The sequence below is a fragment of the Kitasatospora sp. NPDC042419 genome, assembly GCF_056437345.1.
Genome location: NZ_JBWKAW010000013.1, coordinates 1 through 19492, shown reverse-complemented (window position 1 = coordinate 19492; position 19492 = coordinate 1). Strand labels below are relative to the sequence as shown.

The window sequence follows — 19492 nt, the reverse complement described above, 5'->3', positions numbered from 1 at the left end:
TGCACTCGGTCAAGGGCTACGATGAGATCCGGAGATTGGGGACCCCGATGGCGATCGAGCGCCGCCCGCTGCGCGAACAGATCCGCGACGAGCTGATGGAACGTCTCACCCGCGGCGAGTTCGCCCCCGGCACCGACGTCAACGAAGCCGTCCTGGCGGCCGAACTCGGCGTCAGCCGGACGCCCCTGCGCGAGGCGCTGATCACCCTGGCCGGCGAGGGGGTCCTGGAGAGCAGCCAGGGCCGGGGCTTCCGCTTCGCCCCCGTCAGCCGCACCGAGTTCCGCGAACTCGTCGCGATCGTCGCCGCGCTGGAGTCCCTCGCACTGGAGTCGTCCGACCCCGATCACCTACGGGCCATAGCTCCCCGACTCCTGGAAATGGCCCAGGAGTTCCCCGACCCCGTCGCGGAACACGCCACCGTCGACCGGCGCGACGACGAGTGGCACGGCCTCCTGCTCAGCGGCTGCCCCAACGAACGGCTGCTCGACCTCCTCACCCGCATCAAGGCCGGCATGCGCCGCTACGAGAACCTCGTCGTCGCCGAGGACCAGCCGGTCGCCCGCGAATCCGAGGAGCACTGCGAGATCGCCCGAAGACTCCTCGACGAGGACCTCCCCGGCGCCATCCAGGCCCTCCGGGCCAACTGGGTGGGCGGCATGGAGCGCATGCTCACCCACATCCCGCCGGACCGGCAGGAGAGCGCGGTGTGACGTCCCGTCATCTGATGTCCCGTCACCTGACGGTGCGTCATATGGCGCGGGACGCCGTGGAAAAGGGCGGGGGGAAGCGCACCGGCCACGGCCTCACGCTCGATGCGGCTGAACCGCGCTGACCTCCCCCGGCCTGCCCGCGCCGCCGGAGGGAGTCGAGCCGCAGGACGCGGGTCCACCGGTCAACGGCTCCAAGCGTCAACGGGTCAACGGGCGACGGGGTTCACGAGGGGGTCCACGGGCGGCAGGTTCCACGGGCAACGGTTCGGAGCCCCGGCGGGCTCTCAGGGGGCAGGAAGGGCCGGACCAGCAGGGACGGCCGCCCGGACACCTCGCGAGGCCGGCCTCGCCCCGACCGCACGGAGCCCCCCCTTTGACCAGTTCACGCCTTCGCACCGCGCTCGCCCTGTCGGCCGTCGCGCTGCTGCTGGCCCTGACCGCCGCCGTCTCGCTGTTCGTCGTGCGGATCGCCCAGGCCGCCGCGGCGTCCGCCGCACCGGCCTGCCTCACCCGGACCGTCGACGACCACGGGCCCGAACCGGTGTGACGGCCCCTCGGGCCGTTCCCGGGCCGCCCCGGTACTCGGGGAAAGGGGCGCCGGTACTCGGGGAAAGGGGCGCCGTCGACGCGCCGGCCCCGTAGCAGGGCCCGGCGCCGACGGCGCCCCTCCCTCACCAGCCGGGGTTCTCCAGGACCTCGACCACCGCGCACGCCAGCGAGATCCCGGCGCCGTTCCCCATCATCAGGACGTGGTCGCCCGGGGACACCGCCCCGGTCTCCACGAGGCGGGCGAGGGAGAGGAACTGGTCGCTCGCGCCCAGGTGGCCGTGGACGCGGCCGAGGTCGAGCATGCCGCGTTCGGTGGCGATCCCCAGCGGCTCCAGCAGGGTCTCCACGTAACGGGGGTGGCCGGAGAACACGTGGGTGACCCGGGTGACGTCCGCCGGGCCGATGCCCGCCTCCTCCAGTACCTGCCGGGCCAGTGCCGTACGTGCCCGCACGAGGTCACGGGCGACGGCCCGCCGCACGCCCCCGTCGGCGTCGTGGAGGCCGTCCCGGTCCGCGCGGTCGGCGTGGGCCGCCATCCGCCGCCCCATCGACCCCGCGGCGCCGAGGGCCACCGCGGGCGGGAACATCGGTTCCTCCCCCCGGTAGAGGTTCTCCCACTTGGAGAGGGAGGACAGCGCCAGCGAACGGATCCGCAGCGGCCCGCCCTCCGTGGTGAGCACCGCCGCGGTGCCGGCGTCGCCGAGGACCGAGCCCCGGCCAGCGGCCCACCCGTCGGCGTAGTTCCAACGGTCGGCCAGCGGGAGCCCGAAGTTGTCGGCCGCCGTCACCAGGACCGCCCCCGCGCCGGAGTCCACCGCCAGGTGGCCGTGGGCGAGGTGGAGCGCGTCCAGCATCCCCGTGCAGCCCTGGTCCAGGCCGATCGACGGCACGGCCGTGCCGACCACCTTGTCCTGCACGTGGTTCGCGGCGTACCAGCCGTCGGGCCCCTGGTGGAAGGTGCCGACGTGGAGGACCAGCGAGATCCGGTCGGCGTCGAGGCCCGAGCGCTTGAGGGCCTCGACGCCGGCCCCGGCAGCGAGTTCGGGCGCCGACACGTCCCCGGCGACCGCCACGCTCGTCCAGCCCTCGGCCCGTGCCCGCTCCGCGTCGTACCAGCCGCGCCGGACGGCCTCCGCCACCGGCACGAACCCCGGGATCCAGGAGCCCAGCCCCGCGATGAACAGGTTCTCCGTCCTCACGACGTGACCCCCATGCCGATCAGTAGGTAACAGGTGAAGGCGGCCGGCAGGTAGCCGACCACGGCGCGCAGCGGCCAGCGCGGAGCCCCGCCCCGGACGAAGCTCCAGGCCGCCCGGGCGACCACCAGCACCGGGAGGAGCACCAGCCACCCCCAGGCCCCGGATCCCGCCGTCCACGGGCGCAGCACGGCCAGCGCCACCACCGTGGACGCCGCGGCGAACCCCACCGTCAGCGCGGTGGCGGCGCGGAGCCCGAAGGCGTGGACGTAGGTGCGTTCCTGGGCGGCGGGGGCCCGGACGAGCTTGCGGGCCAGCTCGTGGTGGGTGGCCGCGAGCATCACGACGGCCAGCACCGCCACCGCGTGCCGGTCCGCGCCCAGGCCGGTGTCACCGAGGAACACCGCGTACAGGTACAGGTTGAGCAGGATCTGGACCGGCGCGCTCAGCAGCACGCTGAGCACCACCGCGTCCCCGGGCGGCCAGCCGAACCGCAGCTCCGCCCCCACCAGGACGGCGAGGTACGCGAACTGCGCGGCGAGCAGCAGTTGCGCGGGCCGGTTCCCGGTGTTGAGGAGCAGCAGGGCGACCGCGCCCGCGCCCAGGAGCACGGCCAGGTCCCGGGGCAGCACCGCGCCGCGCGCCAGCGGGCGGCCCGGGTTGTGCCGCCGGTCGTACGGCAGGTCGCGCAGGTCGTCGGCGGCCCGCAGCAGCAGCAGGTCGACGACGACGGTGACCGCCGCGAGGACGGTGCCCCACCCGGGCCGCCAGTGGTGGGCGCGGGGGTCGGCGGCGGCGTACAGCCCCGTCACACCCACCGCCCACGCGACGCCGAACACCAGGGACAGCGGCAGCGGGAAGCTGCCCCGGACGAAGAGGCCGAGACGACGGATCACGCCGGCTGCCCCGTCCGCGGCGGCCGGGCCGGGCTGAGCGACCAGCGGACGGGCAGCTCCCAGACTCCGTTGATGAACATCGTGCGGCGCCAGTCCAGCTCGCTCTCCGGGACGGCCGGTTCCAGCACCTCGAACCGGCGCAGCAGCGCGGCCATGCCGATCTGCAGTTCGGCGCGGGCGAGTTCGGCTCCCGGGCACAGGTGCCGGCCGTGGCCGAACGCCAGGTGGCCGGCGACGTCCGGGCGGTCCGGGTCGAAGGTGTCGGGGTCCTTGAACACCGCCGGGTCCCGGTTGGCGGCGGCCGTGACCGGCACCACGATCTCGCCGGCCCGGACCGGGCAGCCGCCGAGTTCGGTGTCCTCGGTGACCAGGTGGGGCGCGCCGCCGGTGTTGTTGAGCGAGCTCCAGCGGAGCATCTCCTCGATCGCGGCGGGTATGCGTCCGGGCTCCGCTCGCAGCCGCTCGGCGAGGCCGGGGTGCCCGAGGAGCAGCAGGACGCACATCGCGAACGAGTTGCCGGTGGTCTCGTAGCCCGCCATCAGCATTCCGGAGCCGAGGGCGAGGACCTCCTTCGGCGAGAGCCTCAGGTCGGGGTCCTCGTCGGGCCGGGTGACCATCCTGGTGAGCAGGTCCCCGGCCGGCTCGCCGCGTTCCGCGGCGCGCTGCTTCTCGGCGATGAGCGCCGCGAAGTAGTCGTCCATCCGGGCCTGCGCCGCGGCGACCTCCTCCGGGGAGTGGCCGGAGGTGGACATCAGGATGTCGACCTCGCGGCGCAGCAGGGCGCTGTCGCCGAACGGGATGCCGAGGATCTCGCAGATCACCTGCATCGCGAACGGCACGGTGTAGCCGTTGACCAGGTCCGACACGCCGTGGTCGGCGCCTGCGGTCAGGTCGTCCAGCAGCCGGTCGGCGAGTTCCTCCAGCCGGGGCCGCAGCTGCCGGACGCGCCGCGCGGTGAAGTCGGGCAGGATCGAGCGCCGCCGGCGGGTGTGGTCCGGCGGGTCGGCGGTGGCCAGCAGGAGGGACTCGGCCTTGCGGGCCAGCAGCGGTCGGGCGAGCGCCCCGTAGCGGGCCCGGCTGAAGCGGTCGTCGTTGAGGACGGCGGCCACGTCGTCGTGCCGGGTGATCACCAGGGCCGGGCGGCCGCTGGAGAGCCGGACCGGGTGGGGCACGCCGGCGGCCAGCAGCTCGTGGTACTCGGTTGCCGGGCAGACTCCTGCGTCGGCGGGGAAGGGGAAGCGGGCGGGGTCAGTCATCCTTCTCGGCTCCCTCGGGCTTCTCGGCCCCTGCGGCCTTCTCGGGGTGCGCGGGCTCCGCGGGCTCCGCGGGGTGCGAGGGCTCCGCGGGGTGCGAGGGCTCCGCGGGGTGCGAGGCCTTCGCGGGTGTGTCCGCGCCGGCACTCGGCTCGGCCCCGGCGGTCGGCTCGGCCCCGGCGGTCGCATCGGCCCCGGCGGCCGGCTCGCTCGGCTGCGCCGGCTGCGGCGGTTCCGGAAGCAGCCGGACCGTTCCGGCGCTCCCGTCGATCTCGATCCAGGCCCCGTCGGGGATCGCCTTGGTGGCCTCCGGGACGGCGACCACCGTCGGGACGCCGAGCAGGCGGCCGGTGATCGCGGTGTGCGACAGCAGCGTGCCGCGTTCGACCACCAGGCCCTTGGCGGACATCATCAGGAACAGCCAGCCCGGGTCGGTCTCCCGGGCGACCAGGATCTGTCCGTCGGCGACGTCGGCGCCGTCGCCGGGGTCGAGCACCACCCTGGCGCGGCCGCGGACCACACCGCCGCTGGAACCGATCCCCCGCAGCACCTGGCCGTCCCGCTCGGCGCCGCCCCCGACGGGCACGGCGTACGGGAGCGCCCGGACGAGCGGCACGTCGCCGGGCACGCCCAGGAGACTGGGGCGCTGCTCGGACTGCGCCCAGCGCAGGCGCTCGGCCCGGCGCAGCGCGGCGAGGGCGCGCAGGTCGGAGACGGTCCCGGTGCCGTCGAAGGCGCCGATGACCTCCTCCACGGTCAGGTCCGCCACGTCCAGCTGGTCGTCCAGTACGCCGGTGCGGGCGAGTTCCGCCCCCAGGCGCCACATCACGTCCCGTGAGATCCCGAAGAGCTGGGTGCGGCAGAACCGGGTGTCCTCGCGGATCCGCACCAGGTCCCGGGCCAGTGCCGCGTGTGCGAGGAGCACGGCGCGGCGCACCGGATGGGGGCAGGCCTCCCGCAGGCTCGCGCGGGCCCGCTCGGCGGCGGCCCGCTCCTCCGCCCGGTTCGCCTCGACGGTCGCGCCCTGGCGGACCAGCGGCCGGATCAGCGGCACGACGGTCCACGGCCGCTGACGGGGCGTGGGTTCCTCCAGCTTCAGGTCGTGCAGGGCGCGGTCGCCGTAGCGGGTGACGTACGCCCGGGCGGCGTCCGCGACGGGCTGCCCGTAGCGGCCGGCGGTCAGGTCCGCCCACACCTGCCGCGGATCGTCGTCCTCGACGACGGCGCGGCGCAGTTCGGGGATCGTGCCGACCAGTTCGCCCAGGGCCATGGCCGCGCGGACGGCCTCCAGTGACCGGTTCTCCTTGCCGCCGACGAGCAGGGCCACGAAGGACTGCGGGCCCAGGCCGGTCCACCGGCGCAGCAGTGTGGTGCCGGAGCGCAGGACGAGCAGCGCGATCAGGGCGTTGACCAGGGTGACGCCCCACTTCCGCTCGGCGCGTTCCCAGATCCGCCGGTGGAGCGCGATCAGCTCGTCGGGGGTGTCGCCTACGGCGTTCGCCTCTTCCATCTGCCGGTCCCACCAGTGGAGGAAGCGGTTCACCCCCCGGGGGTGGACGGCGGTGCGCCACAGCAGCCCCGGCACCGACGCCGCCATCCGGGCCCGGGACCAGCGCCGGGTGCCGCGGGCCGGGCCCGTGATCCCCATGCCCTGCTCCCAGAGGCCGCGCACGATCTCGAACATCGGCATCTGGCCGTGCAGTTCGTGCCAGTCGTCGAGCCGGTAGTAGACCTGGCCCTCCAGGTAGCCGACCATCCGGGTGAGCCGGTGCGCGTTCTCCCGCAGACGGCGAGCGGGGACGCCCATCCGCCGGTAGAGGTCGCCGAAGGAGCGGCGGTAGAACTCGCGGGACTGCGAGTAGGTGAGCGCGCCGGACACCCCGGGGAAGCTCTCGGTGATGTTGTGGTTGCCCCAGTACACGGTGGGCCGGGTGCCGTCCGGCGCGGCGGCCGGGTGCGGCACGGGGGCGGTAACCAGCGGGCGGGCCTGGACGAGGTGAATGACGCCGTCGGGGGTGATGGTGCCCTCGATGTCCTGCGGGGCGCCGAACAACTCCTCCACCCGGGCGGCGAGTTCGGCCACCGTACGGGCCTCCTCGTCGTCCAGGACCGGCGGGTCGGCGAGGTCGGCCGGCACGGCCAGCAGGACCGGCGCGCCGGCGACGGCGTCCTCCGGAAGGCCCATCGACCAGCGCTTGCGCACGGTCTGCGCGGTCACCCGGCCGGTGGCGGGGTCGTGGAAGAAGTGGTCGACGTCGGCCTTCTCCTGGACGACGCCCTCGCCGATGCCGTGCGCGGCCGCGATCAGGTGGCGGCGGGAGCCGTCCCGGGGGTCGCGGGTGAACGCGACGAAGGAACGGGTGCCGAGCACCATGCGCTGGATGCCGACCGCGACGCGGGCCCGGGTCGGGTCGAGGCCCCGGAAGGCGCGGTAGCGCACGGCCTGCGGGTTGAAGGCGGACGCCCAGCACCGCAGGACGGCGTCCGCGAGCCCGGCCCGGTCGACGTACAGGAAGCTGTCGCTCATCCCGGCGAACGGGTCGACGGCGCTGTCCTCGCCGATGGCGTCGGGCCCGGAGCCGTCGGCGGTGGCGCTGCCCGCGTCGGGCCCGGAGCCGTCGGCGGTGGCGCTGCCCGCGTCGGGCCCGGAGCCGTCGGCGGTGGCGGGGACCACGCAGGCGCGCACCGCGACCAGGCCGTCCGCCCCGACCAGGGAGGTGAACTCCGCCCCGATCCGCTCGGCGAGGCCGGTCGGCAGGACCGAGTCGGTCAGGGTCTTGTGGGCGGCGGCGCACCAGTCGACGACCGCCGACTCGTCGTCGGTGTCCTGCGGGAGGTCCGGCAGGAGCGGCCGGACCTCGTCCAGGGCTCGGTCGAACGCGGCCGCGGTCAGGCAGAAGAACTCCGGCACGCGGAAGCCCGCGCGGCGCAGCAGTTCCTGACGCGCGAACTTGTTGCCCACCGAGGCGGCGTCGGCGAGCACGTCGCCGTCCGCCGCCGCGGTGACCACGAGGTCAGTCATCCGACCCACCGTCCCGTCCTCGGCCCGCCCAGCCGTCCAGGTGGAGCACGCTCTCCACGGCCCGGCGCGGCGCCGGGCGGAAGCCCTCTCCCAGGACGTGCGCGGTCGGGATCAGGGCTCCCTGGCGCACGTCCGCGGGGAGGCCGAGGAGGTCCGCGACCTCCTGCTCGGCGTCCAGGTGCGCGGTGGTCCAGGCGGTGCCCAGTCCACGGGCGCGGGCGGCGAGCATGTAGCTCCAGGCCGCCGGCAGCAGTGATCCCCACAGGCCGGCCTGGCTGCCGGCCGGGAACCGGCTGTCCCGCAGCCGCAGGCACGGGATCACCAGCACCGGCACCTCGTGCAGGTGCCTGGCCAGGTGGCGGCCGCTGGCCACCATCCGGGCGGTCGCCTCCTCCTCCGGTGTGGTGGCGGGGGCTCCGCCGGCCGGGTAGCGGGCCTCGAAGACCCGGCGGTAGACGGCGGCGATCCGGGCGCGCAGCTCCGGGTCGGTGACGACGAGCCAGTGCCAGTGCTGGGTGTTGCCGCCGTTCGGCGCCTGCAGGGCGACCTCGACGCACTCCTTGACGACCGCGAGGTCGAGCGGGCGCGTGAGGTCCAGCCGCCGGCGGACCGTGCGGGTGGTGGTGAGCAGTTCGTCGGGCGACAGCAGCAGCCTGCCCTCTCGCAGGTCCGTGGGCGCGGTCACCAGAGCCCCGGGACCAGTCGGGCGTGGCCGGCCGCGTACGCGCCGTAGCCGGGGATGTTCATGAGCATCCGTTCCTCGGTGCGGATCCGCCAGGTGATCGCGGCGGCGAGCAGGAGCAGCAGCACGGCGCTGACGGGGTTCAGGAAGTAGCCGACGAACCCGACGTGCGCCAGCAGCATCCCCGCGTAGGCGGGGTGCCGGATGAACCGGTAGAGGCCGTAGGTGACGATCTGGTGGTCCTGCTGGCGCATCACGTGGTGCGAGTAGAACCGGCCCAGCGTGTGGATCGCCACCTGGCGCAGGACGACCCCGCCGACGAAGACCACGGCCGGCACGAGCAGTGCCCACGACCAGCCGTCCCACGGCACCGGGCCCAGTACGGCGACGGAGGCGGTCGCGATCCGGGCGGCGGCGTAGAGCAGCAGGGTCGCCGACTCGCTGGGCGGGGCCGTGGACTTGCGGAAGGTGACGGGGATCTCGACCGCGAGCCAGGCCAGGTAGCAGGCGGCGAGGACGGCGGCGACCAGGTCCACCGTGTCGTCGAGGTGGCGCAGGTGGACCACCATTCCGGTGGTGACCGCGGCCACCGCGCAGACGAAGAGCAGTCGGGGTGCCTGGACGGCCAGCGAGGGGCCGTGTCCGGCAAGGGGCTTCATGGTGCTCACTTGGCGGCCCTCCGCCTCTCGTAGCGGGCGCGGTCCAGGGAGTGGACCACGATCTCGATCCGGCCGTGGGGCTCGCCGCTCCCGGCGTCCACCAGGACCATCGGGTAGGCGGCCCGCGCACCGCGGGCGGGGCCGAACTCCCACTGCAGCGCGAGCGGGACGGACGTCGGCAGGTCGGTCGGGATGTCGGCGTCGAGGCTGAGCCACAGCATCTGGGCGTCCGGGTCGCGCCCGTGCGCGGTGTGCCCGAGCAGGGTGGCCATCTGGCGCGCGGACTCGATCAGCGCGTCGGGGGTGTGCAGGCCTTCCGTCTCGCCCTGCAGCCGGTGCCCGGCGGGCGGCACGAGGACGGCGGCCCGCTCGGTGCGCACGACGGCGCCCAGCAGGATGTTCTCGGGGAGGCTCCGGTGCACCAGGTCGGCGTCGGCGGGAAGGTCGGCGGGAAGGGGGCGGCCCTGCCGGGCCGGCCCGCCGCCGGTGGGCCGCCCGGCGGGGGCGGCGGCGCGGACGAGACCGACGACCGCCTGGCAGACGGTGCCGCCGTCCTGTTCGGCCCGCAGCCGCCAGGCCGGTCCGTCATCGGCGGGAACCGGATCGCAGTGCAGCAGGACCGGCTTTCCCCGCTCGCATATCCGGTCGAAGGTCAGCGAGATCCGGAGCCGCCCGAAACCCTCGTCCACCTGCTCCCGGGCCTGCACCCGGACCAGGTCTAGCAGTGCCGCCACCAGCAGCATGCCGGGTACGTGGTCGAGCGGGTGGTCGAAGAAGCAGCGGTCGTCCTCGTCCACGTGCAACGGGACGACGGCCCCGCTCGCGCCGAAGACCGGCATGGCGAGGCGCTCCGCTGTTTCGGCAGTTACCGGTGAGGCGCTTGGTGCTAACGATTTCACGGAGGTTGACGCTAGCCATCGTACAGTTGCCCGATCAAGGGACTATCGGAAATTCCTACGGCATTCGGCAGGTACAAGCCGGTAAATGTCCGATACTGACACAATTCTGAGGATCCGTCAGGGCTCGTCGGGTACGTACTCGCACGGCTTTCCGCAGTCGCGAAATGCCCGCGCGGCCACACCCCTGACGTGCGCACAGAAAATGGAAGTCCCTTATTCCGAATAAGCCGCGGCTGGTTGTCATTTCAACGATTCGGTCGGCGCGATCCGCCGTGATCCGGTGTGATCCGTCCCAATCCGCCGCGATCCGCCGCGATCCGGTGTGAGTCCGCCCGGACCGGCTCCGTCACCGTTGCGGAGCGGACGCCTTGTGCTTCGGCCTCTGCCGCCACAGCCAGGGCAGGACCAGCGCCGCCGCGACCGCGAGCAGACCCGACAGACCGATCGCCCGGCCGGTGCCGACCGCCTGGACGTCGCGGAACGCGGCGGTGATCGCCTGCGCGGTGGCCTGGTCGACCGAGGCGAGGATCTGGGAGGCGAGCTTGGAGTCCGTGACGGCGTTGCCCAGTTGCTCGGCATCGGCCTCGGAGAGCCCGGCCGCCCGCGCCCGGCTGATCGCCTGGTTGGTCTCCACGGCCTGCTGGACCGCCACCGTCGCCGCCACACCGAAGGCACCGCCCAGCATGCTGGTGACCTTGAACATCCCCGAGGCCGTCCCGGCCAGTTCCTCGGGCGGGCCGGCCACCGCGGTGTCGGACAGCGGGACCGACATCAGCCCCAGGCCCGCACCGAGCACCAGCAGCCCGGCGGCCAGGATCGCGTAGTGGTACGTGTGGCCGAGCACCGCCGCCACCAGCGTGCCGGCCCCCAGCAGGTACAGGCCGAGGACCACCGGAAGCCGTGGCCCGCGCCGCGCCGCCACGCGTCCTCCGAACGGATTGAACAGCAGGATCGTCACCGTGGAGGGCAGCAGCAACAGGCCCGCCGTGACGGGGCCGTACCCGCGGACCTCCTGGAGGTAGAGGGTGAGCAGGAAGCTGACACCGGCGAAGACGATGTTCATCACGGAGTTGGCCACCAGCGCCCCGCAGAACGGCCGCGAGGAGAACAGCCGGAGGTCGAGCAGCGGATCCGCGACCCGCCGCTCGATCAGCACGAACAGCACGGCCAGGACGACCGACCCGACCAGCAGACCGATGATCACCGGGTCGTCGAACCCGTCCTCCTGCCCGGCCGTGCACCCGTAGAGCAGGCAGAACGCGGCCGCGGCGCTGACCACCAGGCCCACCAGGTCGATGTGCCGGCCGGCGTTCGGGTCGGTCGACTCCACGGCCGCCCGGCGCACCAGCCACCAACCGACCACCGCCAGCGGCGCGTTGATCCAGAACGTCGAGCGCCAGCCGAGCAGGCCCGTCAGCACCCCGCCGACGGCCGGCCCCGCGGCCTGGCCGACCCAGGCCACCGCCATCCAGGCCCCGAACGCGCGCGCCTGCTCGCTCACGGGGAACATCGGCGGGATCAGCGCCAGCGTGGCGGGCAGGATCAGCGCCGCACCGACGCCCATCGCGGCCCGGCCGGCGATCATCCCCTCCACCCCCGGCGTGAACGCGGTCAGCAGCGAGAACGCGCCCATCACGACCAGGCCGATCTCCAGCATGCGCTTGCGCCCGAACACGTCGCCCAGCTTCCCGGCCGCGAGCACCAGGGCACCGGTGGCGAGGCTGAAGGCGTTGTTGGCCCACTGCAGCGCGGGGAGCGAGACCGAAAGCTCGTCCGAGATCGTCGGGACGGCGACCCCGAAATCCGCGAACGACAGCCAGACCATGCCGGCGGCGACGCACATGCCGGTCATGGCGGTCCACCGCTGCGGGGCGTGCCCGCCGTTCGATCCCCCGGGCGTCTCGGACGTCTCGGACGTCTCGGCCATGCGTCCGCTCCCCTCCTCTGCCCGGCCCCGTGCCGGACGGACCAAGCCACTATCCGGGCCCGGCCGACACCGGCCCCGGCACCACGCGCCGCGCATCCCCTGAACGGCCCACAGGTGGCGCGCGGGGAGGGCGGGCTCAGCGGGGGCCGGGGACGGGGGCGGGTCGGGCCGGTTCGGGGCCGGGTCGGGAGGTCGGGGCCGGGGCCGGGTCGGGAGGTCAGGGCCGGGGCCGGGGCCGGGGCCTGGTCGGGGCCGGGGGCGGCCAGGGGCCGGCTACGGGAGCTGGCCGAGCCGCGGCTCAGGCGCGGGCGAGGAGCTCCAGCGAGTCGACGACGCGGTTGGAGAAGCCCCACTCGTTGTCGTACCAGGCGACGACCTTGACGTGCCTGCCGTCGACCCGGGTGAGTGCCGCGTCGAAGATCGCGGACGCGGGCTCGCCCGTGATGTCCCCCGAGACCAGCGGCTCGTCGGCGTAGTCGAGGATCCCCTTGAGCCTGCCGTCGGCGGCGTCCCGGTAGGCGGCCAGCACCTCGTCGAGGGTGACCTCCCGGGAGACCGTGGTGTTCAGCTCCACGATCGAGCCGACCGGGACCGGCACGCGGATCGAGTCGCCCGAGAGCTTGCCGTCGAGGTTCGGCAGGACGAGGCCGATGGCCTTGGCCGCCCCGGTGGTGGTGGGCACGATGTTCACGCCGGCGGCGCGGGCGCGCCGCAGGTCGCGGTGCGGGCCGTCCTGGAGGTTCTGCTCCTGGGTGTAGGCGTGCACGGTCGTCATGAAGCCGTGCTCGATGCCGGCCAGCTCGTCCAGCACCTGCGCCAGCGGGGCGAGGGCGTTGGTGGTGCACGAGGCGTTCGAGACGATCACGTGCTCGGCCGGGTCGTAGTCGTCGGTGTTGACGCCGTAGGCGAGCGTGACGTCGGCCCCGTCGGACGGGGCGCTCACCAGGACCCGCCGGGCGCCGGCCTCGATGTGCGCACGGGCGGCGTCCGCCGCGGTGAACCGGCCGGTGGCCTCCAGCACGATGTCCACGCCGAGCTCGGCCCACGGCAGGGCGGCGGGGTCGCGCTCCGCGAGCACCTTGATGCGGTGGCCGTCGACCACGAGGTCGTTCCCGTCGACCGCGACCGAGCGGTCGAAGCGGCCGAGCGCGCTGTCGTACTTGAGCAGGTGGGCGAGCGAGGCGGGCGCGGTGAGGTCGTTGACGGCGACCACTTCGAGGTCGCTGCCGCGCCCCAGCAGCGCACGGAGGGTGTTGCGTCCGATGCGGCCGAAACCGTTGATGGCGATGCGGGTCATTGCGGCTCCCTTTCGTTCCGTTGCCCCTCCATGATCGGAGCCGGGGAGCGGGCCGGACAGGGGCCTGATCGACACCGTGCGCAAGTATCCCGCCACGATCCTCGCCAGCGCCCGCAAGGATCCCGCCATCCCGTGCCAGGGCGCAGCTGGCCCCGGCTCCGGGGGCGCCGGTGCGGCGCGGCGCGGCGCGGTGTCGGGCCAGGTGTCAGGCCCGGTGTCAGGGCGCGGTGTCAGGGCGCGTCAGGGCGTTCGGGCCGCGAAGGTGTGGCGGTACTCCGTGGGCGAGGTGCCGAGGACGCGGTGGAAGTGCAGCCGCAGGTTCGCCCCCGTGCCGAGCCCGACCCGGTCCGCGATCTGCTCCACCCCCAGGTCCGTGCGTTCGAGCAGCTCGCGGGCCGTGTCCAGGCGGGCCCGCAGCACCCACTGCATCGGCGTGTAGCCGGTGTCCTCCACGAAGCGCCGCGAGAACGTGCGCGCCGACACCCGAGCGTTGCGGGCGAGCGCGTCCAGGGTCAGCGGTTCGGCGAGGTGGGCCAGCGCCCACTCCCGGGTGCTCGCGAAGAGGTCGCCCAGCGGCTCGGGCACGCTGCGCGGCACGTACTGCGCCTGCCCGCCGCTGCGGTACGGCGCCGCCACCAGACGCCTCGCCACGTGGTTGGAGAGCCCGACACCGTGGTCGCGCCGCACCAGGTGCAGGCAGAGGTCGATACCGGACGCCGCGCCGGCCGACGTCAGCACGTCGCCCTCGTCCACGAACAGCACGTTCTCGTCGACCCGGACGCGCGGATGCCGTTCGGCGAGGGCCTTCGTGTAGTGCCAGTGGGTCGTCGCCTTCTTGCCGTCGAGCAGGCCCGTGGCCGCCAGCGCGAACGCCCCGGTCGAGATGGCCGCCAGCCGGGCCCCGCGCTCGTGGGCGGTCACCAGCGCCTCGACGACGGCCCGCGGCGGCTCCGTGGTCGCCGGGTCCCGGTAGCCGGGGACGAAGACGGTGTCGGCGTCCGCCACGGCCTCCAGACCGTCGGCCACGTGGTACGAGAGGCCGTCGCCACCGGTCACGAGCCCGGGGGCGGCACCGCAGACCCGCACCGTGTACGGCATGCTCGGCCGGCTGGAGAAGACCTGCGCGGGGATTCCCACGTCCAGGGGCTTCGCCCCCTCCAACACGAGGACGGCGACGTGGTGGCTCCTGCGGCCCATGGGGCCTCCTTCGCTTCCCGGGGGTCGGCCGTGCGTACCGCGCGCTGCCGTGACCCGGACGACAGCGGACGCAAGCATCCTGCCACCGCCGCCCGGCACTCCGGGGTCCGGGAGGGGTACCGCGTCCGCCCTCCGCGCCGGGCCCAGGTGGTCCGCGCCCCGCCCCGGGCGGACGCACCACGACGTACGCCCGGGCCGGCCGAGCATCGGGGAGCCAGGGAGCTGGGGGCGCCGGGGGCCTGCGCGCCGCAGGCTCGCCGCCGCGCCCGAAGGTGGGCAGGATGGAAAGGGACGGGGTCGCCCGCAGTCGATGCGAGGTGCAGACAACCGATGCCCGAGAACGCCCCTCCTCCCCGCGGCCCGGTCCAGGCGGTGCGCGAGGCCGCCGACGGGCTGCGCGGCGGCAGCGGGACGGCGGCCACCACCGGGCGGCGGGCACTGCGGATCACCCTGGCCGGGTCCGCCGGGTTCCTCGTCTGCCTCTACGGCCTCGATCAGCCGGTCGCGGCGCTCTACGCCCTGTTCTCCTCGGTGGCGATGGCCGCGCTGTCCCGCATCCCCGGGACCGGCCGCCAGCGGGCCGCCGTACTGGCGCGGGTCCTGCCCGCCGCCTGGGTGCTGGTGGCCGCCGGCACCGCGCTCGCGGTCCGAACCTGGTCCGCCGTCGCGGGCATGCTGGCCGTCGGCTTCGTCCTCGCCTTCGCCGCCGTGGCCGGCCCCCGCCTCGCCGGCGCCGCCCCGGGACTCCAGCTGATGTACATCCTCCCGTGCTTCCCCCCGTACGCGCCGGACGAGTTGCCGGCCCGGCTCGCCGGGACGGCGGTCGGGTTCGGGCTGCTCATCGCCGCCGAGGCCCTGCTGCTGCCCGACCCGCGGGCCCGGCCCTACCGGCTGCTCACCGCGGACGCCGCCACGGTCGCGGCCGGGACCGCGACCGCGCTGGCCCGGAGCCCGGCCCCGCTCTCCGGGGCGTCGGCCCGTGCCGCGGCCGACGCCGGGGAGTCGCTGCGCTCCCGGCACGTCCCCGCCGCCGAACGCCCGGCCGGCCCCGGTCTGCGCGACCGCGCACAGGCCCACGCGGGGTGGGCGGCCCGTGCCCTGCTCTCCCGGCTGACGGCCGTCCCCAGGCCGCCGGCCGACGCCGCGTCCGTACCGGCGTCCGAGGCCGGACTGCTGACGGAGGTCGCACACAGCGCCGGACGGACGGCCCGGCTCCTGACCACCGGTGAGGAGCCGGGCCCGCCCCGTCTGGAACGGCTGCTACGGGAGTTCCGGAGCGCATCACCGGACGCGGTGGACCAGGCGGACCAGGCGGACCAGGCGGACCGGACGCGCGGGGCGGACGAAGCAGACGGGGCGGGCGAGGCGGACGAGGTGGGCAGCGCGAGTGAGACGGACCCGACCGCCAGCTCAGGCGGCACCGCCGGGACGGCCGGGACGGCCGGGTCGAGAAAGTCGGGAAAGTCGGACGGGGCGCCGGCTTCGAACCGGGCGGACGACGCAGGCGACACGGCCCGGACGGCCAGGCCAGGTGGCACCGCCGAGACGGGTAGCGCGGCCGAGACAGCCGGGACAGCCAGGACAAACAGAGGCGGCAAGCCGGACGGCACCGCCGAGACGACCAGCCCGGGCAGGCCGGACGGGGCGCCGGCTTCGAACCGGGCGGACGACGCAGGCGGCGACGTGGCCGGTGCGGTCGGCGCCGGGGGTGCGGACCGGGCCGGCGGCCCCGGCGGGCGGGCGAAGGCGGGCGTGACAGCCGCGCTGCGCCGCCGGGCCGCACTCGCGGAGACCGCCGAGGCCGCGGTGGTCCTCTCGGCCGCGGCCCGGCTGGCCGTGTGCGGCCGGGCCGCCGTGGCCGCCGGCTGGGTCGGCGGGCCGGCGTTCGACTACGCCGGGCAGAGCACCGGGAGGCTGTACTGGCGGCGGATCGTCGGCCATGTGAGTCCCCGGTCGGTGTACTTCCAGAACGCGCTGCGGATCAGCCTGGCCCTCGCGGTGGCCCGCGCGGTCGCGGGTGCGGTCTCGCTCCCGCACGGCTTCTGGGCGATGCTGGCCGCGCTCAGCCTGACCCGCACCACCTTCGTCCAGACCGGCCGGACCATCCGCCTGGCACTCACCGGCACCGTGGTCGGGGCGACCGCCGCCGCGACGATGCTGGCGGTGGTCGGCCACCACGGCGACGTCTACGCGGTGCTGCTGCCGCCGCTGATGGCCGTCACGTTCTTCCTGGGGCCGCTGCTCGGGGTCGGCTGGGCCCAGGCGCTTTTCACCGTCGTCGTCGCCGCGATCTTCGGCCAGCTCGCCCCCGCCACCTGGCAGCTCGCGGAGATCCGCCTGCTCGACGTCCTCACCGGCAGCCTCGTCGGTCTGCTGTGCGGCTTGCTCGCCTGGCCGCACGGCGCGCGGACGGTCCTGCCGCGGGACGCGGCCGTGCTGCTCGGCGCGGTGGCGGGGGCGGTGTCGGCCACCACCGGGGCCCTCGCGGCCGCCCCGTCGACGGACCCGCGCCCCGCCCGGTACCCGACGGCGGCGCTCACCCACGCCCTGCCGGTCGTGGAGTCGGCCTACGCGCAGTTCCAGGACGAGCCTCGGCCGGCCGCCGACCTGCCGGGACCGGACTGGCAGGCCGTGCTGATCGCCGGCCACCACGCCCGGCGCGGCAGCACCCGTCTGCTGGAGCGACAGCCCCGGCCCCGGCTGGACGCGGCCGAGCGGGAGTGGCTGCTGCGGTCCGGCGACCGCGTCGCCGACGCGTACACGGCCGCGGCGGCCCGGCTGGTGGGCGGGCACCGGCGGCGCGGGCCGGTGCCGGTGACGGGGGCGGTGACGGGGCCGGGGGCATCCGCATCGCCCGCCGCCCGGTCCGCACCGCCCCCGCCGCCCGGCCGCCGCCCCTTCCTGTACGAGGTGGCGGCCTGGCTCGACGGCCTGGTCCACGACCTCGCGCACCTGGACCCACCGGCGGACCCGGCGGAGTCGGACCCACCGGCGGACCCACCGGCGGCGACGGGGCGCCGCACGCCCTGACCGGCGCGGGCCCGGAGTCCGTGACCACGGCTGCGCCCACGTGCCGGTCACGTCGGCGTCCGGGGGCCTGACCCGAGCCGAGCCGGGCTGGCCTGGGTCAGGCCGCCCCGGGCCGGGCCGCCGGTCGGCCGCATGGATGACTTCCCCACCACCCGGACGCGGCGCAGCCCCGCCCCCGGGGGCGGCCCGGGCAAGGTCGGTGGCCGGGGGCGGCCCCCGAGCACGGACAGGCCCGCGCACCGGCACGCCCGCGCAGCGGTCCGCGCCGGTGCGCTCCGGCGAGCACCGGCGAGCACCGAAGACGGAAGGACGGCACGGATGGGAAGCCAGCGGCCTGTGGGGAGCCAGCGGCCCGACCCCGCCCCGGAGGGTCCCGCGCCTGCGGCGACCAGTCGGCGGCTCGCGCTCGCAGCCATGCTGTTCGCGGTCTCGATGACCTTCATCGACCAGACGATCGTCTCGATCGCCGCCCCCGACATCATCCGTGAACTGGGCCTGTCGGCCGTCGGCATGCAGTGGGTGGTCAACGCCTACCTGCTGTCGCTCGCCGCGTTCTTCGCCCTGGGCGGCCGGCTGGCCGACGTCCTCGGCCACAAGCGGATGATGCTGATCGGCACGCTGACCTTCGTGATCGCCTCCGCGCTGTGCGGCGCGGTGCCGTCCGGTGGCGCCGCGGAGTCCTGGCTGATCTGCTTCCGCGCGGTGCAGGGGCTCGGCGCGGCACTGATGTTCCCGGCGGCGCTCGCGGTGGTCGTCGAGGTGTTCCCGGTGGAGCGGCGCGGCCGGGCGCTGGCGCTGTTCTTCGGCGTGGCGGGGGGTCTGACGGCGCTCGGCCCGCTCCTCGGCGGCTGGCTGACCTCCTGGACCTGGCGGGCGATCTTCTGGGTGAACGTGCCGGTGGCCGTCGTCGCGGTCGTGCTGACCGTGCTGGCCCGCATCCGCAACACCCCGCGCCGCGAACCGGTCGACTGGACGGGCGCCCTCCTGGTCGCCGTCGGCATGGGCCTGAGCGTGCTCGGGCTCCAGCAGGCCGCGGCCTGGGGCTGGGGCAGCTGGGCGACCTGGCTGTGCATCGTCGGCGGACTGGCGGTGCTGGCCGTGTTCGTCGTGGTCGAGCTCCGCACCGAGCACCCGCTGATCAAGCTGCGGGTCTTCACCGACCGGGCCTTCGCTGCGGACAACGCCGTGCTGTTCTTCGCCATGATCGCGTTCGTCCCGGTGTTCTTCTTCGCCTCCGTCTACGCGCAGGTGGCGCTGGACCAGTCCCCCAACGAGGCCGGCCTCTACCTGCTCGTCTTCTTCGCCGGCTTCGCCCCCGGCTCCCAGATCGGCGGCCGGATGCTCGACCGGCGCGGCGCGCGCCCGCCGATGCTGCTGGGCACGGCGGTGTCGGCGGTCGGCTTCGCGCTGTGGGCCTCGAAGATCACCGACCTGTCGCTCAACGCGCAGTGGCCGTACATCGTGCTGGCGGGCGCGGGCATCGGACTGCTGCTGACGCCAGCCTCGACGGACGCCGTCAACCGCTCGATCGACGCCTCGTACGGCGAGGTCACCGGGATCACCCAGACCGTGCGCAACTACTCGGCGAGTCTGGGCCTGGCCGTGCTCGGCACCGTCCTGCTCCACAGCACCAGCAGGAACGTGCAGCACACCCTGGAGGCCAACGGCGTCCCGGTGGACACCGCGAAGGACGTCGCCCGCACGGTGACCGACGGCGTCACCGGCCACGGCTCCGGCGGGCAGGGCCCCACCGGGGTCGGGAGCGCGCTGGTGGACGCGATCCGGCACGACTACGCGGAGGCGAACGGGCCGGTGCTGTACGGCATGGCGGCCGCCCTCGCCGTCGGGTTCGTGTGCGCGCTGCTGCACCCCGGGACCCGGGTCACCGCGGGCTCCGCCCCGCCCGACCGCACGGCCGCCCGCGGGGGCGCGGACCCGCGCTGACCCCGCCGGCCCAGGGCCGGTGCGAGGAAGGGCGAGGAAGGCGGCGAAGAGCGGGCCGGGGGTGCTCCCGGCCCGCTCGTCCGTGCGGTCGGCGTCTCGGGTCCGGTCCGTCCCCCGGGTCCGCCGTCCGGCTGCCGGCGCCGGCAGCCGGACGGCGGCCCCGGGGGGGGGGGGGGCGGGCGCGTGCGGGGGGGGGGTGGGTTTTTGACACGGTGGGAATACAGTGACAAG

14 protein-coding genes are annotated in these 19492 nt (G+C 75.1%); 4 read left to right on the top strand and 10 right to left on the bottom strand.

Annotated features, from left to right (window positions below; genetic code table 11):
* The first annotated feature begins 47 nt into the window (after positions 1–47).
* Both AC067J_RS23610 and AC067J_RS23605 read left to right on the top strand, forming a co-directional pair.
* Entirely contained in the window at positions 48–710 is a 663-nt protein-coding gene (locus AC067J_RS23610; protein WP_478302220.1) for a GntR family transcriptional regulator, read from the top strand.
* A gap of 373 nt (positions 711–1083) precedes the next feature.
* Positions 1084–1257, top strand: a complete 174-nt coding sequence (locus AC067J_RS23605; RefSeq protein WP_478302218.1) for a hypothetical protein — start codon at positions 1084–1086, stop codon at positions 1255–1257.
* A gap of 124 nt (positions 1258–1381) precedes the next feature.
* Here AC067J_RS23605 and AC067J_RS23600 read toward each other — a convergent pair whose 3' ends face one another.
* The 10 genes from AC067J_RS23600 to AC067J_RS23555 form a co-directional block, all read right to left on the bottom strand.
* Positions 1382–2458, bottom strand: a complete 1077-nt coding sequence (locus AC067J_RS23600; RefSeq protein WP_478302216.1) for a ketoacyl-ACP synthase III family protein — start codon at positions 2456–2458, stop codon at positions 1382–1384.
* The gene (locus tag AC067J_RS23595) at positions 2455–3351 is read right to left on the bottom strand and encodes a hypothetical protein (protein WP_478302214.1); all 897 of its coding nucleotides are present in this window, start codon (positions 3349–3351) and stop codon (positions 2455–2457) included. Before AC067J_RS23595 ends, AC067J_RS23600 begins: the two co-directional genes overlap by 4 nt.
* Entirely contained in the window at positions 3348–4607 is a 1260-nt protein-coding gene (locus AC067J_RS23590) for a cytochrome P450 (RefSeq protein ID WP_478302212.1), read from the bottom strand. Before AC067J_RS23590 ends, AC067J_RS23595 begins: the two co-directional genes overlap by 4 nt.
* Positions 4600–7626, bottom strand: a complete 3027-nt coding sequence (locus AC067J_RS23585; RefSeq protein ID WP_478302210.1) for a PEP/pyruvate-binding domain-containing protein — start codon at positions 7624–7626, stop codon at positions 4600–4602. The genes AC067J_RS23590 and AC067J_RS23585 overlap by 8 nt, the downstream gene beginning before the upstream one ends.
* Positions 7619–8311 carry a nitroreductase family protein gene (locus AC067J_RS23580; RefSeq protein WP_478302208.1) on the bottom strand — a complete coding sequence of 231 codons (693 nt, stop codon included), beginning with the start codon at positions 8309–8311 and terminating at the stop codon, positions 7619–7621. The genes AC067J_RS23585 and AC067J_RS23580 overlap by 8 nt, the downstream gene beginning before the upstream one ends.
* A complete protein-coding gene (locus AC067J_RS23575) occupies positions 8308–8967 on the bottom strand; it encodes a methyltransferase family protein (RefSeq protein WP_478302518.1) in 660 nt (219 codons plus the stop codon). Before AC067J_RS23575 ends, AC067J_RS23580 begins: the two co-directional genes overlap by 4 nt.
* 5 nt (positions 8968–8972) lie before the next feature.
* Positions 8973–9806, bottom strand: a complete 834-nt coding sequence (locus tag AC067J_RS23570) for an AfsA-related hotdog domain-containing protein (RefSeq protein ID WP_478302206.1) — start codon at positions 9804–9806, stop codon at positions 8973–8975.
* Positions 9807–10212: 406 nt separating this feature from the next.
* Complete coding sequence (locus AC067J_RS23565) at positions 10213–11793, bottom strand: MFS transporter (protein WP_478302204.1); 1581 nt, start codon at positions 11791–11793, stop codon at positions 10213–10215.
* A gap of 298 nt (positions 11794–12091) precedes the next feature.
* On the bottom strand, positions 12092–13090 hold the full coding sequence (gene gap / locus AC067J_RS23560) for a type I glyceraldehyde-3-phosphate dehydrogenase (RefSeq protein WP_478302202.1): 999 nt from the start codon (positions 13088–13090) through the stop codon (positions 12092–12094).
* A gap of 240 nt (positions 13091–13330) precedes the next feature.
* Positions 13331–14287, bottom strand: a complete 957-nt coding sequence (locus tag AC067J_RS23555; RefSeq protein WP_478302201.1) for a GlxA family transcriptional regulator — start codon at positions 14285–14287, stop codon at positions 13331–13333.
* A 330-nt stretch (positions 14288–14617) separates the two neighbouring features.
* Here AC067J_RS23555 and AC067J_RS23550 point away from each other — a divergent pair, with 330 nt between their 5' ends.
* The gene (locus tag AC067J_RS23550; RefSeq protein ID WP_478302199.1) at positions 14618–17317 is read left to right on the top strand and encodes an FUSC family protein; all 2700 of its coding nucleotides are present in this window, start codon (positions 14618–14620) and stop codon (positions 17315–17317) included.
* A 318-nt stretch (positions 17318–17635) separates the two neighbouring features.
* Complete coding sequence (locus tag AC067J_RS23545; protein ID WP_478302198.1) at positions 17636–19261, top strand: MFS transporter; 1626 nt, start codon at positions 17636–17638, stop codon at positions 19259–19261.
* Positions 19262–19492: the final 231 nt, after the last annotated feature.

Coding starts and splice junctions, on each gene's coding strand:
- AC067J_RS23555 (WP_478302201.1), bottom strand. CDS start 14,287: ATGGGCCGCAGGAGCCACCACGTCGCCGTCCTCGTGTTGGAGGGGGCG.
- AC067J_RS23545 (WP_478302198.1), top strand. CDS start 17,636: ATGGGAAGCCAGCGGCCTGTGGGGAGCCAGCGGCCCGACCCCGCCCCG.
- AC067J_RS23550 (WP_478302199.1), top strand. CDS start 14,618: ATGCCCGAGAACGCCCCTCCTCCCCGCGGCCCGGTCCAGGCGGTGCGC.
- AC067J_RS23575 (WP_478302518.1), bottom strand. CDS start 8,967: ATGAAGCCCCTTGCCGGACACGGCCCCTCGCTGGCCGTCCAGGCACCC.
- AC067J_RS23570 (WP_478302206.1), bottom strand. CDS start 9,806: ATGCCGGTCTTCGGCGCGAGCGGGGCCGTCGTCCCGTTGCACGTGGAC.
- AC067J_RS23565 (WP_478302204.1), bottom strand. CDS start 11,793: ATGGCCGAGACGTCCGAGACGTCCGAGACGCCCGGGGGATCGAACGGC.
- AC067J_RS23590 (WP_478302212.1), bottom strand. CDS start 4,607: ATGACTGACCCCGCCCGCTTCCCCTTCCCCGCCGACGCAGGAGTCTGC.
- AC067J_RS23610 (WP_478302220.1), top strand. CDS start 48: ATGGCGATCGAGCGCCGCCCGCTGCGCGAACAGATCCGCGACGAGCTG.
- gap (WP_478302202.1), bottom strand. CDS start 13,090: ATGACCCGCATCGCCATCAACGGTTTCGGCCGCATCGGACGCAACACC.
- AC067J_RS23585 (WP_478302210.1), bottom strand. CDS start 7,626: ATGACTGACCTCGTGGTCACCGCGGCGGCGGACGGCGACGTGCTCGCC.